The 13,742-nt window shown below is 72.6% G+C and carries 13 protein-coding genes; 3 read left to right on the top strand and 10 right to left on the bottom strand.

All coding sequences use genetic code 11. The features are described 5' to 3' along the window. Positions 1-46 precede the first annotated feature (46 nt). Positions 47-229, bottom strand: coding sequence for a hypothetical protein (locus ACWGH4_RS18720; protein ID WP_005307749.1), 183 nt, complete (start codon positions 227-229; stop codon positions 47-49). Between the two features lie 94 nt (positions 230-323). Beyond that, positions 324-1,412: a fatty acid desaturase family protein gene (locus ACWGH4_RS18725; protein WP_453461929.1), complete on the bottom strand. Its 1,089-nt coding sequence runs from the start codon at positions 1,410-1,412 to the stop codon at positions 324-326. A 327-nt stretch (positions 1,413-1,739) separates the two neighbouring features. On the opposite strand from ACWGH4_RS18725, the gene ACWGH4_RS18730 reads away from it, so the two are divergent. The 3 genes from ACWGH4_RS18730 to ACWGH4_RS18740 all read left to right on the top strand — a co-directional run bounded on the left by ACWGH4_RS18730 (position 1,740) and on the right by ACWGH4_RS18740 (position 6,758). Then, the gene (locus ACWGH4_RS18730) at positions 1,740-4,619 is read left to right on the top strand and encodes a DEAD/DEAH box helicase (RefSeq protein WP_453461932.1); all 2,880 of its coding nucleotides are present in this window, start codon (positions 1,740-1,742) and stop codon (positions 4,617-4,619) included. Next, entirely contained in the window at positions 4,616-5,908 is a 1,293-nt protein-coding gene (locus ACWGH4_RS18735) for an SWIM zinc finger family protein (protein ID WP_453461935.1), read from the top strand. Before ACWGH4_RS18730 ends, ACWGH4_RS18735 begins: the two co-directional genes overlap by 4 nt. Positions 5,909-6,176: 268 nt before the next feature. After that, a complete protein-coding gene (locus tag ACWGH4_RS18740; RefSeq protein WP_453461938.1) occupies positions 6,177-6,758 on the top strand; it encodes an N-acetylmuramoyl-L-alanine amidase in 582 nt (193 codons plus the stop codon). 21 nt (positions 6,759-6,779) lie between these two features. On the opposite strand, the gene ACWGH4_RS18745 is transcribed toward ACWGH4_RS18740, so the two are convergent. From ACWGH4_RS18745 to ACWGH4_RS18780, 8 genes are all read right to left on the bottom strand, one after another. Continuing rightward, positions 6,780-7,226, bottom strand: a complete 447-nt coding sequence (locus ACWGH4_RS18745; RefSeq protein WP_453461941.1) for a nitroreductase family deazaflavin-dependent oxidoreductase — start codon at positions 7,224-7,226, stop codon at positions 6,780-6,782. 82 nt (positions 7,227-7,308) lie between these two features. Beyond that, a complete protein-coding gene (locus ACWGH4_RS18750; RefSeq protein WP_005307764.1) occupies positions 7,309-7,503 on the bottom strand; it encodes a hypothetical protein in 195 nt (64 codons plus the stop codon). Positions 7,504-7,629: 126 nt separating this feature from the next. Next, complete coding sequence (locus ACWGH4_RS18755; RefSeq protein WP_453461944.1) at positions 7,630-8,502, bottom strand: phosphatidylinositol-specific phospholipase C/glycerophosphodiester phosphodiesterase family protein; 873 nt, start codon at positions 8,500-8,502, stop codon at positions 7,630-7,632. A 167-nt stretch (positions 8,503-8,669) separates the two neighbouring features. After that, positions 8,670-9,332, bottom strand: coding sequence for an ABC transporter ATP-binding protein (locus tag ACWGH4_RS18760; RefSeq protein WP_453461947.1), 663 nt, complete (start codon positions 9,330-9,332; stop codon positions 8,670-8,672). Next, a complete protein-coding gene (locus ACWGH4_RS18765) occupies positions 9,325-10,350 on the bottom strand; it encodes an ABC transporter ATP-binding protein (protein WP_453461950.1) in 1,026 nt (341 codons plus the stop codon). Before ACWGH4_RS18765 ends, ACWGH4_RS18760 begins: the two co-directional genes overlap by 8 nt. Continuing rightward, on the bottom strand, positions 10,347-11,213 hold the full coding sequence (locus ACWGH4_RS18770; protein WP_441262445.1) for an ABC transporter permease subunit: 867 nt from the start codon (positions 11,211-11,213) through the stop codon (positions 10,347-10,349). The genes ACWGH4_RS18765 and ACWGH4_RS18770 overlap by 4 nt, the downstream gene beginning before the upstream one ends. After that, entirely contained in the window at positions 11,206-12,171 is a 966-nt protein-coding gene (locus ACWGH4_RS18775) for an ABC transporter permease (protein WP_453461957.1), read from the bottom strand. The genes ACWGH4_RS18770 and ACWGH4_RS18775 overlap by 8 nt, the downstream gene beginning before the upstream one ends. A 23-nt stretch (positions 12,172-12,194) precedes the next feature. Next, positions 12,195-13,742 (bottom strand): ABC transporter substrate-binding protein (locus ACWGH4_RS18780; RefSeq protein WP_453461954.1); only part of this gene is annotated, 1,548 nt, incomplete at its 5' end.

Genomic DNA, 13,742 nt, shown 5'->3' on the forward strand with positions numbered 1-13,742 from the left:
GGGCGGAGCGGGCCTCAAGGTCGTCAGGGCGCCGCCACGGCGGTGCTCAGCGGCCGATCTCCTTGCGGGAGACGCGCCGCAGTCTGCGGCGCTGGCTCGGGTCCAGCATCAGGTACGCCACCGCCGGCACGCCGAGCACCACCAGCAGCGACAGCCAGAATCCGAGCAGCGGCATCAGGAGCAGGCCTACGGCCACTCCCCCGATCACGATCTTCGTACGTGTCGACATTTCGACGCCTCCTCCGCGGCTGTGGCCGCTCCTGCTGTGAGAACGTGCGCACTCGCCCCACGGTTCCACTATGCGGTCCCGCGCGGCTTTTCCACTATGCGGTCCGCCGCAGCGGCTCGCCGACCTCGTGGAGGTGGGTGAGGGCCTGGCGGTAGGACTCGACGAGCCCGGTCTCCGTGAACGGGATGCCCAGCGCCCGGCAGTGCGCGCGCACCAGCGGCTGGGCGAGCCTCAGGTGGGGGCGGGGCATGCTCGGGAAGAGGTGGTGCTCGATCTGGTAGTTGAGGCCGCCGAGGAACCAGTCCGTGACGCGGCCGCCGCGGATGTTGCGGGAGGTGAGGACCTGCCGGCGGAGATGGCCCCAGTCCTTGCCGGTCTCCTCGTCGGGCATCTCCATCCCCTTGTGGTTCGGGGCGAAGGCCATGCCGAGGTGGAGGCCGAGGACCATCTGGTGCACGAGGGCGAACAGCACGGCCTGGCCGACGGGCATGACGGTCAGCAGCAGGGCGGCGTACCCGGCGACGTGGGCGAGGAGCAGCGCGCCTTCGAGGACACGCTCCCCGCGCTTCTGGCGGCCGCCGGCGCGGGAGAACACCGCCTGAAAACCGTAGATCTTGAGGGCGATGCCCTCGAGGGTGGTCAGCGGGAAGAACAGCCATGCCTGGTGGCGGGTGAGCCAGCCACGCAGCCCGGCGCGGCCAGCCACGTGCTTCTCGCTGAAGACCAGGACGTCGGCGGCGACGTCCGGGTCCTTGTCGACGTGGTTGGGGTTGGCGTGGTGCCGGTTGTGCTTGTCGTTCCACCACTCCTGGCTCATGCCGAGGAGCAGGTTGGCGTGCACGAGCTGGATGATCCGGTTCTTGCGGCGGTCCGCGGCGATCTGCGCGTGGCCGGCGTCGTGACCGAAGAAGGCGGCACGGGTGGAGAAGAGCGCAAGCAGCGGTGCCAGGAGCAGCACCCACCACGAGCCACCGGCCAGCACCACGCCGGTGACGACGGCGGCGAGGGCCAGCAGGTTCACGGTGATGCCACGCGCGTACCAGCCGGCGCGGCGCTCCAGCAGGCCCTGTTCCTTCACCGTGCGCAGCAGCGGTGCGAACTCGCTGCCCGCGCCGGACCGGCGGCCCGTGGGGACCTCGGCGGCGGCGGTGGGCGGGGGAAGGACGGCGGTGCCCTGGGGCATGGTGGGTCTCCGGTCTGTGGACGGCGGGTGTGCCGGACGCGCGCGAAAGAAGGTTGCTGCGCCGGATGCGGGAACTGTCCGACTGTTCCGGCCTGATAAACGTATGGACCGGGGCCCTTGGGGGCGATGGCGCCACCACCCGGGGCTCGGCGGGGGCAATCCCGCCCGTCGGGGTGGCGCTGGCTGTACCCCCGACGGTACGGCAGTCCCGTCGACGGCGTGGAGTGAGCCACATCACCGCGTGACGGCCGCCGTGAACTCGTAGCGGTGGTGTACCCTCGGCGCTTCCGTCCTGCGGTAGTCAAATTTGAGGAATGCGTCATCGTCGTGCATGTGCTCCCTTCGGCAACCTCCTCCCCCGCTGTCGACTCCTCGGTCCTTCACGCCCTCGCCGCCTGCTCGGCGATCTTCCTCCCGGGCGATCCCGCGCGCACTGGCCTCTTCGCCTTCTGGCGCTCCGACGGCAAGGAGCTGCCCGTCGACGACGCCGGGCTCGCCCCGCTCACCGTCGTCGTCCCCGGCCCCCGCACGGTCACCGTGCCGGCGCTCCTGCTGCCCGTTCCGGAGGCACTGCCCGTCCTCACCCGCGCCCGCGCCGGTGCGGACTCCTCCGGCTCCGCGGCCTTTTGGGGAGCGGCCTCGCTCCTCGCCCTCCAACTCGCCGCCCGCGGACTCCTCCTGCCCGGCCTGAGCCCCACCGGCATGGATGCCTGGCGGATGGGACCGCTCGCACCCGAGGACCTGGAGGGGATGCGTACGCTGGCCGCCTCCATGCCGCCCGCCGCACACGCCGTACCCGTGGACGGGCCGGCCGGGACGCTGCTGCTGCCCCGACCTGAGCGCCTGCTGCGCCAGTTCCTCGACGCGGTCGCGGACGGGCTGCCCCGCTCCCCCGCCGCTCCGCTCGCCGCCGGAGCAACGGCGTTCGCCGCGCCGGAGGCGCAGCATCTGCCCGGGCTGCGGGCCTGGGCGGCGGACATCGCCGCCGGACACGACGCGGGGGTACGACTTTCGCTGCGGGTCGAACTGCCGGGCCTGGAGGACGCCGGCCCGGCGGACGACGCTCCCCGGTTCCGTGCCGTCCTGCAGATCCACAGCGTCAGCGACCCGGCGCTCGTGGCCGATGCCGCCGACGTGTGGGCGGGATCCGGGTCCTCGGCAGCCGCGTTCGGGCCGCGGGCCCGGCTCGACGCCCTCCTCGCGCTGCGCCGGGCGGCCCACGCCTGGCCTTCGCTCACGCCGCTGCTGCAGGCGGCCGTGCCGGACGCCGTCGACCTCGCCGACGAGGAGGTCACCGAGCTGCTGGGGGATGCGTCACGGGCGCTCGCGGCCACCGGAGTCCAGGTGCACTGGCCCCGGCAGCTCGCCCGGCGCCTGACGGCGCGCGCCGTGATCGGCCCGCCCGACGACGGCGAGCAGGCATCGGGCCAGGAGTCGTCAGGGCTCCCCTCGTTCCTGTCGTCGGACGCCCTGCTGTCCTTCAACTGGCGCTTCGCCCTGGGTGAGAACCGGCTCACCCGCGCCGAGCTCGACCAGCTGGCCGAGGCGGGCCGGCCGGTCGTGCGGCTGCGTGACGAGTGGGTGCTGATCGACCCGGCGGAGGCACGGCGCGCCCGCGAGAGCCAGGACCGCAAGCTGTCCCCCGTGGACGCGCTCGGCGCCGTGCTGACCGGCACGGCGGAGGTCGACGGACGTACGGTCGAGGTGGAGGCGTCCGGCGCGCTCGAACGGCTCCGCGAACGGCTCGCCGAACCGGAGGGCGGGCCGCAGGAGATCGGTCAGCCGGCAGCGCTCCGTGCGTCGTTGCGCGACTACCAGCTGCGCGGCCTCAACTGGCTGCACCGGATGACGTCCCTCGGCCTCGGCGGCTGCCTCGCCGACGACATGGGACTCGGCAAGACCATCACGCTCATCGCGCTCCATCTGCACCGGCAGACGGACCCCTCGGCCACCGGTCCGACCCTCGTGGTCTGCCCGACGTCCCTGATGGGCAACTGGCAGCGGGAGATCGGCAAGTTCGCTCCCGGCACGCGCGTACGGCGCTTCCACGGCGCCGCCCGGTCCCTCGAAGGGCTCGCTGATGGGGAGTTCGTCCTCACCACGTACGGCACCATGCGCCTCGACGCGGCCCGGCTCGCGGAGGCCGACTGGGGCATGGTCGTCGCCGACGAGGCGCAGCACGTCAAGAACCCCTACTCGGCGACCGCCAGGCAGCTGCGCACCATCGGCGCCAAGGCCCGTGTGGCGCTCACCGGAACGCCGGTGGAGAACAACCTGTCCGAGCTGTGGGCGATCCTCGATTGGACCACCCCCGGCCTGCTCGGGCGGCTCGGCACCTTCCGCAGCCGTTACGCGCAGGCCGTCGAGGGCGGCGCCGACCCGGCTGCCGCCCGGCGACTGGGCGCACTGGTGAGGCCCTTCCTGCTCCGCAGGCGCAAGTCCGATCCCGGCATCGCGCCCGAGCTGCCGCCCAAGACGGAGACCGACCGCGCGGTGTCGCTGACGGCCGAACAGACCGGCCTGTACGAGGCGGTGGTGCGCGAGACGCTCGCCGCGATCTCCGAGGCCGGCGGCATGGAACGGCGTGGTCTGGTGGTCAAGCTGCTCACCGCGCTCAAACAGATCTGCAACCATCCGGCGCAGTACCTCAAGGAGGAACGGCCCAGCGTCGAAGGCCGCTCCGGCAAGCTGGAACTGCTCGACGAGCTGCTGGACACCATCCTCTCCGAGGGCGCGAGCGTGCTCGTGTTCACCCAGTACGTGCGGATGGCGCGGCTGCTCGAGGGGCATCTCGCCCGGCGGGGCGTGCGGACGCAGTTCCTGCACGGCGGCACGCCGGTACCCGAGCGGGAGGCGATGGTGAACCGCTTCCAGAACGGCGAAGTGCCCGTGTTCCTGCTGTCGTTGAAGGCGGCGGGCACCGGTCTGAACCTCACCCGGGCCGAGCATGTGGTGCATTTCGACCGCTGGTGGAACCCGGCCGTGGAGGCACAGGCGACCGACCGCGCCTACCGCATCGGGCAGGACCGGCCGGTGCAGGTGCACCGGCTGATCGCCGAGGGAACGATCGAGGACCGCATCGCGCAGATGCTGGAACGCAAAAAGGACCTGGCCGACTCGGTGCTGGGGGCCGGCGAGGCCGCCCTCACCGAACTGACCGACGCCGAGCTGGCCGACCTGGTGGAACTGCGAGGAGCGGGACGATGACCGGACCCGAGGCACTGACGCGGACCTTCGACGCCCTCCCGCCCGCGCGTGGCAGGGGCTTCGCGCAGACATGGTGGGGGCAGGCCTGGCTCAAGGCCCTTCAGGACACGGCACTTGACGGCGCGCAGCTGAAGAAGGGCCGCCGGCACGCACGGGAGGGGGCGGTCGGGGCCGTCTCGGTGCGTCCGGGCCGGATCACCGCGGTGGTCCGGGACCGCGACGGCACGGCGTACCGCAGCGACGTACTGCTCCAGGAACTCGGCGAGCAGGACTGGGAACGCTTCCTCGACGTGGCCACGGACAGCGCGGGGCACATCGCGGCGCTGCTCGACCGGGACATGCCGCCGCATCTTGTGGAGGACGCCGCCGCTGCCGGCGTGGAGCTGCTGCCGGGGATCGGTGACCTGGAGCCCGAATGCACGTGCGACGCCTGGGACCACTGTCCGCACACGGCCGCGCTCTGCTACGAGGTGGGGCGTCTGCTGGACCAGGACCCGTTCGTACTGCTGCTCATGCGCGGACGTGGGGAGCGCCGCGTGCTGGACGAACTTCAGCTGCGGAGCGTCGCCCGGGCGAACCCGCCGGCGGCGGGCCGGGCGGACGACGAGGACAAGGCGGCGGAGCCGGCCGGGGTGCGTGCCGACGAGACGTTCGCGGCCGACGGCATCCTGCCGCCGCTGCCCGCTCCGCCGGCGCTTCCCGACGGGCCCGGCCCCGCTCCGGCCCTCGATACCGGGACGGCTCCGGAGGGCGGTCCGGACGCCGCGGCGCTGGAGTTCCTCGCCGCCGACGCGGCGGCACGCGCGCACCGGATGCTGGCCCAGGCACTGGCGCCCGGCCATGCCGGGCAGCCTCCGGAGCCCGTCCTGACGCGGGGCGAGGACGCGGTGCGGATGGCCGCGTCGGTCCCCGGACCGGTGATCGCCGCCCGGCTGGCCGCCGGCACGGAACGCACCCGCGGTGATCTCGACCTCGCGGCACGGGCGTGGCGGTACGGCGGGGCCGCCGGACTCGCGGTGCTCGAGGAGGACTTCGCACCGGACGAGGAGCAGCAGACGCGTGCGGCGACGGCATTGGCGGCGGCCTGGGCGGCGGAGCCGGACCGCCCTCGGCTGCGCCCCTCGGGCCCCGCGCGGTGGACGGTCGTCGGAACCGGCGAGCAGCTGCGCCTGGGCCGCGACGGGAACTGGTGGCCCTTCCGCAAGGAGCGGGGCGCCTGGGCGCCGGCCGGACCCGGGTCGCCCGACCCGGCGCAGGCCCTCGCGGGCGCGTCGCGCGAGGCCGACTGACACACCGTCGGGTACGGGCTCCGGGATTGCGTGGGCGTCCCGGGCCCGTACGCGACCGGCCCGAAAACGGTCCGTGCGCACTGCCCTCGCCGCAGCCGCGCGAACGGCCGGGGGCCGCCCCGGCCAATCACCAACTCCGTTGTGGCTACGGGCAGTTGCGGCAGTCGCGTTCTTCCGCCGTTCACCCGGTCGCCGGTACCGTGGTGCCCAAGGCTCTCATCGGCCTTGTCCTGCCGTGTCCCCGCACACCCCCACCAGGAGAAGGCCCATGGACCGCAGATCTCTGCTTCGGGGCGCCGCCGCGACGGCCGCCGCCCACGCCCTGCTGCCCGCGCCCCGCGCGCAGGCGGGCACCACCGCGGTGACGGACTACCCGTCAGCCGAGTGGCGGCCGGCCTCGTCCGCCAACTACACGGCCTCCAGCAGGCCCACGGCCTACCCGGTGCGGTACGTCGTCGTCCATGTCACCCAGGAGACCTACGAGGACGCGCTCGCCATCTTCCGTGACCCGGCGAGGCGGGTGTCCGCGCACTATGTGGTGCGTTCCTCCGACGGACACATCGCGCAGTGCGTGCGGGAGCGTGACGTCGCCTGGCACGCGGGCAACTGGAACTACAACACGTGGAGCATCGGCATCGAGCACGAGGGCTGGGTCGACCGGCCCGCGTACTTCACCCATGCCCTCTACGAGCGGTCCGCGGCGCTCACCGCGTCGGTCTGCGACCGATACGGCATCCCCAAGGACCGGGCGCACATCATCGCCCACTCCGAGGTGCCCGGCGCCACCCACACCGACCCGGGCCCCCACTGGGACTGGGTCCGCTACATCCGCCTCGTCAACCTTTCCTGATCCGGCGGCGGTCCTCGCGGATCAGCGGTCCCGGTCCGGCGGCTCGACGACGAAGACCGGGATCTCCCGTTCGGTCTTCTGCTGGTAGCCCTCGTAGTCGGGGAACGCCTCCACGGCGCGCGCCCACCACACGGCCTTCTCCGCGCCGGTCACCTCACGCGCCGTCATGTCCCTGCGCACCGGGCCGTCCTGGAGCTCGACCTGCGGATGGGCCTTCACGTTGTAGTACCAGACCGGGTGCTTGGGCGATCCGCCCAGGGAGGCGACCAGGGCGTACGCGCCCGCGTGTTCGACCCTCATCAGCGGCGTCTTGCGGATCTTTCCGCTTCTGGCGCCGCGCGTGGTGAGGATGACGACCGGCATCCCGCGCAGCGTGGTGCCGCTCGTACCGCCGGACTTCTCGTACTCCTCGACCTGATCGCGGACCCATTGTTCGGGGCTCGGCTCGTACTCACCCTCGAGTGGCATTGCGTTCTTCCCATCGCCTAGTGCTCTGCCGTCGGTTCGGCACCGGTTCGCCGTGCGGATGCCCGGCCTGCGGGCTGCTTACTCAGGGACGCAGGCTCCCGACGACGTTGGCCGTGGCCGCGATGCCCTCCTGGATGGTCGGCGCCATGCTGGTGCCCGCCAGGAAGAAGCCGAGCAGCGCGCAGACGACCGCGTGGCTCATCTTCAGCCCTCCGCTCCGCAGAAAAATCACTGCGAGCACCAGCAGGAGCAGCACCACCGAGATCGAAATGGCCATCGCCAACCTCCTTCGCCGCGCCGGAATTGCGGCATTCGGCGGCCAGTCTGGCGCAGCGGAGGTCCCGTACGGCCGACTGGCGTGTCCGCCGTACGGGTGCATCTCGGAGATCGGGCGGAAAGGTGGTCACCCGCGGTCGTGAACGCGCAGGAAGCGCTCCAGACCGGCCAGGTCGTCGGTGTTGATGTGGTCGGCGCCGGCGGCGAGCAGTTCGTGCCAGACGGCGTCGCGGGCCGGCCCCTCGAAGTCGGGCGTGGCCCAGAATCGGACCCGCTGGGAGCGCCGGTGGGCCGTGGTGACGAGAGTGTGCAGCTTCTCGCGTTCCGCCGCCGGGAATTCACCGGTGCCGAGCCAGCTGAAGCTGTGCGTCCAGTTGCTGGAGATGAGCGGGATGAAGGAGGCCGGAGCGGGATCGGCCGCGGCGAGGTCGTCGAGGCGGCCGTCGTAGAAGGCGTACCGCACCCGCTGCGCCTCCATCGGCGCGCGGGCCGCGCGGTCCCCGGAGATGACCGGGGTGACCGCGCCGAGGCGTACGTGCCCGTGGGCGCAGCTGCTCAGCATGCCCCGGTACTGGCGCAGTTGGCGGTCGAGCTCCAGGTAGGCCGCGACGCCGTCCGTCTTGATGTCGATCAGCAGTTGGACGGGGCGGCGACGGCCCCGGTACACGCTGCCGTGGTTGGCGCGCACCCGGGCGAGCAGTGGATCGAGGTAGAGCGAGCGCAGGGTGCGGGCGGGGTCGAGTTCGGCCGGTTCGTGGGCGACGAGCAGCTCGCCGTCGACGAGGAAGATGTCGGCCTCGACGCTGGTGAAGCCGTGCGACAGCGCGTCGTGCAGGGGGTGTTCGTGCAGATAGTCGTTGTGCGCGTGGGCCCTGCGCAGCGGCGCCGGCCCGTCCGGTGCGCCGCTACGTGCCGCGGCGCGGGCCTGGGACGGCACCGCGACGGCACCGGCGAGTGCGGCGGCGAGGGTGGTGACGGCTGTGCGACGAGTGGTCGGCACGGATGACCTCCGGGCTCTGCGGGTCGGGAGGGACACCGGTGAGTATCCGTCGGGCCGGCCTCAATGGGCAGGGTGGCACCAAGAGTTCGGCCATCCGTCATGTGGCGCGTCGGCCCGCCGTCCGGGGCCGGCCCTGCCCGGGAACAAGGTCGTACGCCGCTCAGGGCTCACGCTTGCGCGATGCGGGACCACTCGACCGTGCGGTCGCACCAGCGGTCGAGCAGGACGCGGTCGTGGCCCACCGCGAGCAGGCCCGCCCCGTGTTCGCGGCGGTAGTCCTCGACCACGTTCACCAGCGCGGCGGTCGTCGACGCGTCGAGCATGGCCGTCATCTCGTCGCAGACCAGCCAGCGCGGCCGCAGCACCAGCGCCCTGGCCAGGCAGGCGCGTTGGAGCTGACCGTCGCTCACCTCGTGCGGCCGCCGGTCGAGGAGTTCGCCGGTGAGACCGACGGTCTCCGCGGTCTCCAGCGCGCGGGCGGCGGCGTCGGCCCGGCTTCGGCCCGCGGCCCGCAAGGGCTCCGCGATCACCTCGCGGAGCCGCAGCCTTGGGTCCGCCGAGAGCCGGGGCTGCTGGAAGACGACACCGACGGCGGTGCGCAGGGTGCGCGGGGCCGCGTGGCGCCATCCGTTCACGGATTCGCCGTCGATGACGACCCGGCCGGCGGCCGGCCGGTGCAGAAGGGCTGCGACCTTCGCGAGGGTTGACTTGCCGCAGCCGCTGGGGCCGAGCAGGCCGACCGCCTCGCCGGGGGCGAGGGTCAGTGAGGCGCCGCGTACGACCGGCTCGCGGCGGTCGTACCCGGCGATGACGTCCCGCAGTTCAAACATGCCGGTCCTCCGCATGGTGGCAGGCGACGCCGCCGTCGAACCGGGGCAGGACCGTGCAGGCGTCGTCGGCCCGGGCGCACCGGGGGGCGAACGCGCAGCCGGCCGGCAGGTCGCCCAGCTCGGGGGGCAGGCCGGGGATGGGGGCGAACTCCCGTTCCGGCAGGGCGTTCAGCAGACCGCGCGCGTACGGGTGGCGCGGTCCGGGGCCGCCGAAGAAGGTCTCGGCGGACGTGATTTCGACGATGCGGCCGGCGTACATGACGGCGACCCGGTCGGCCGTCCGGGCGGCTGCCGCGAGATCGTGGGTGATCAGTAGGAGTGCGCGCCCTTCGTCGGCGTGCCGGCGCAGTTCGTCGGCCGTGTGGTCGACGAGTTCCCGGTCCAGGCCGGTCGTCGGCTCGTCGGCGAGCAGCAGCGGCGCGTCGCCGACGAGCGCGATCGCGGTGGCCGCGCGCTGTGCCAGTCCTCCGGAGAGCTCGTGCGGGTACCGGTCGAGGTGGCCGGCGGGGAACGCGGCCCGTGCCGCTGCCGTGAGGACGGCTTCGCGGGCCTCGGCGCCGCGCAGCCCGGTCAGCGCGCGCACGGTCTCGGTGAGTTGCGCGCCGACGGTCCGCACGGCGGTGAGATGCGCGGCGGGACTCTGGGGGACGAGACCGATCCGGCGTCCCCGCACGGTGCGTGCGAGGGTGCGTTCGCCGGCGCCGAGCAGTTCCACACCGTCGATGACGGCGGACCCGGCGGTCCGGGCGTTCGCGGGAAGCAGGCCGAGGAGGGCGGAGGCGAGGACGGACTTGCCGCAGCCGCTCTCTCCGACGAGTGCGAGGCACTCTCCGGCCGCGAGGTCGAACGTCACGTCGTTGACGGCTGCCACATGCCGCCCGTCGCGCATCTTGAAGCGCACGGACAGGCCGCGCACGGCAAGCACGCGCCGCGCCGCGGAGGAGACGGAGGAGACGGAGGAGACGGCCGGGGTCTCGGGCCCAACGGCCGGCGACGGGTCGGTGGACGGCACGGTCACAGCATCAGCTCCGATCGGCGGCGGGGGTTGAGCCGTTCGCGCCAGGCACCGGCCAGCCCGGCCACGGCGAGCGTGGGAACGATCAGGAACAGGCCGGGGAACAGCGTCGGCCACCAGTCGCCGGCGAGCAGCGAACCGCGGGCGGACTGCACCAGGTTGCCGAGGCTCGCCTGGTGGGTCGGCAACCCGAGGCCGAGGAACGACAGCGCCGATTCGTGCCACATCGCGTGCGGCACCATCAGCACGGCCGCGAGTCCGGCCTGCGGCAGCACCCCTGGCAGCAGATGGCGTGCGGCGACCCGCCACCGGGTCGCGCCGCCGCTGATCGCCGCGTCGATGTACGGGCGTGCGCGCAGCGACAGCACTTCGGAGCGGACGATGCGGGCGGTGGAGAGCCAGTGCGTCAGGGCGACGGACACGATCACCGGCCCGACTCCCGGACGGAACATGGCCACGACGAAGATGCCGAGCAGCAGGTGCGGTACCGAGGAGAAGGTGTCCACCAGCCGCATCAGGGCCCGGTCGGTCCAGCCCCCGAACACCGCGGCGGCCGCGCCGACCACGGTGCCGATGACGGTGGCGACAAGGGCCGCGACCAGCCCCACGAGCAGCGAGACCCTCAGTCCGTAGACGCAGCGCAGCAGCAGGTCGCGGCCGACGTCGTCGGTGCCGAAGGGGTGGGCGAGGGACGGCGGCCGGAGCTTCATCGACAGGTCGACGGCCTGCTGGTCGAGCTGCACGAGCGGCGGGACGAGCAGGACCGCCAGCGCGACGGCCACCACGACCACGGTGGACACGGCGACGCGTACTGTGCGCGTGGAGCGGCGGGTGCGGCCCTGGGACTTCCAGGCGAGGTCAGCCATGGAAGCCCACCCTCGGGTCGGCCAGTCCGTACAGCAGGTCGGACAGGAGGTTGCCGAGCAGGACGGCCGCCGTCGCGAGCACGGTGAGCGCGGCGAGCAGCGGGAAGTCCACGGAAGTGGCGGCCTGCACGGTCGCGGCGGCGATGCCCGGCCAACTGAAGACGGTCTCCACGAGCAGGGCTCCGGTGATGAGTTCGGGTACGCGGGAACCGATGAGGGTGAGCATGGGCAGTATGCCGGAGCGCAGCGCGTGGCCGAGGAGCACGGTGCTCTCGGCGAGGCCGCGTGCGCGGGCGCCGCGCACCGGGTCCTCGTCGAGGGCGTCGCCGACGCCTTGGCGCACGTAGAGGAAGAACCACGGCAGTTGGCTGACGCCGAGGACCGCGGCGGGCAGCACCAGGTGCGTGGCGACCTGTCCGGCGGTCACGGTGTCACTGGCGGTATCGGTGAGCCCGCCGGCCGGCAGGACGCCGAGTTCGAGCGCGAAGAACCAGATCGCGAGGAGGCCGAGCCAGAACGCGGGTGCGGCCTCGAGGGTGTACGCGAGTGAGCTGACGCACCGGTCGAGCAGTCCGCCGCGGCGACGGGCGGCGAGCACGCCGAGGGCGGTGCCGAGCACGATGGCCAGCCCGAAGGCGGTGAGGGCGAGCAGCGCGGACCAGCCGATCCGCTCCGCGATCACGTCGGCGACCGGCTGCCGCATCACGCTGGACTCGCCGAGGTCACCCGTCAGCGCGGAGGTCAGCCAGTCCCACCAGCGGGTGACGAGCGGCTGGTCCACGCCGAGGTTGGCGCGGATCTGGTCGAGGTTCTCCTGCGAGGCGGTGAGGCCGGCGCTGCCGGTGTAGGCCTTGACGGGGTCGAAGGGCGAGGCGGCGGCCACGGCGAATACGGCGAAGGTCACTGTCAGCAGGACCGGGACGGCGAGCAACGCCCGCCGTCCCGCCATCCGCGCCATCGCCGCGGCGGGGAGGGCGCGTTTCACTTCTTCGGTGTCCAGTCCTCGACATTCCACCACGGGCCGGAGGCCAGGCCGTGGTCGTGCGGTTCTGTCTGGGTGGTGAGGCCGTCCCAGGCGTCGTTCACGACGTACAGGTGGTCGATGTGGGTGAGGAAGGTGTATCCGGGGTTCTTGACCAGTTCGCGCTGGACGGTGTCGTACGCGGCCTGGCGGGCGGCCTTCTCGTCGGTGCGGCGGCCGGTGTCGAGTGCCTTGTCGACGGCCGGGTTGTCGTACCCGGCCATGTTGTTGAAGCCGTCGCCGGCGAGGGCGGAGTTGAGCAGCAGGTACTGGTCGAAGTCGGGGTCACCCGGCGCGCCGCCGCCGGCGAGCACGGCGTCGTGTTCCATCCGCGGTTCGATGACTTCCCAGGTGCCGGCCTTGGTGGTGATGTCGATGCCGGCCTTCTTGGCGTCGGAGGCGTACGCGAGGGCGTGGTCCTGGCGGAGTTTGTCGCCGGTGAGGTACCAGAGCGGGAACGCGGCGCGGACGCCGTTCTTGACGCGGATGCCGTCCTTGCCGGGCTTCCAGCCGGCCTCGTCGAGAATCTTCTTGGCGCCTGCCAGGTCGTGGCGGCGCTCCGTCCCCTCGGCGAACCACTCGTTGCCGGTGGGGACGGGGCCGTAGGCGGGTTTTCCGGCACCGTCGAGGATGCTGTCCACCATGGCCTGCCGATCGACGGCGATGTCGAGCGCCCGTCGCACCGCGGTGTCGCCCGCGACCTTGTTGTGGGTGGGGAGCGTGACGGTCCGGTAGTCGTACGTGGTGGCGCGGTGCGTCTTCCTGCCCTGCTCGCCCTCGAACCCCTTGGCGAGGTTGGGCGGCAGGATGGCGCCGTCGAGGTCACCGGCGCGCAGCCGGGTGGCGCGGACGTCGTCGTCCTTGATGATCGCCATGGTGAACTTCTTCACCGCGGGCGCGCCGCCCCAGTAGTCCGGGTTGGCCTTGAAGGTGATCTTCTCGCCCTTGGACCAGCCGGTGAGGATGTACGGGCCGGTCCCGATCGGCTTGGTGGTGAACGGGCCGGTGTTGACGTCCTGCCGGCCCGCGATGTGCTCCGGGGCGATGGGCAGTACGGTGCGCTGCGCGAAGGGCGCGTAGGGGTACTTGAGTGTGAAGACGACGGTGTCGTCGCCTTCGGCCCTGACGTCCTTGACCGCGTCGAGCTCGGTCCTGGAGGCGTTGTTGGTCTTCTCGTCCAGGACGGTGCGGTAGGTGAAGACGACGTCCTTGGCGCTGAAGGGTGTGCCGTCGCTGAACTTCACGCCCTTGCGGAGCTTGTACGTGTAGGTGAGGCGGTCGGGGCTGACCTCGGGCAGCTCGGCGGCGAGGGCGGGCCGGAGCCTCATGTCCTTGTCGTGGGTGAGCAGCCCGTCGAAGATCTTGGAATTGCCGTCCTTGCCGTAGCCGAGCAGCGGGCTGAGGCTGTCCGGTTCGTAGGCGATGCCGACGACCGCCGAGTCCTTCGCGCCCGACCCCGCGGCGCCGCCGCCCGGGTTCGAGCAGGCCGCCGCGCCGAAGGTCAGCGC

The organism is Streptomyces sp. NPDC054847, assembly GCF_053610925.1.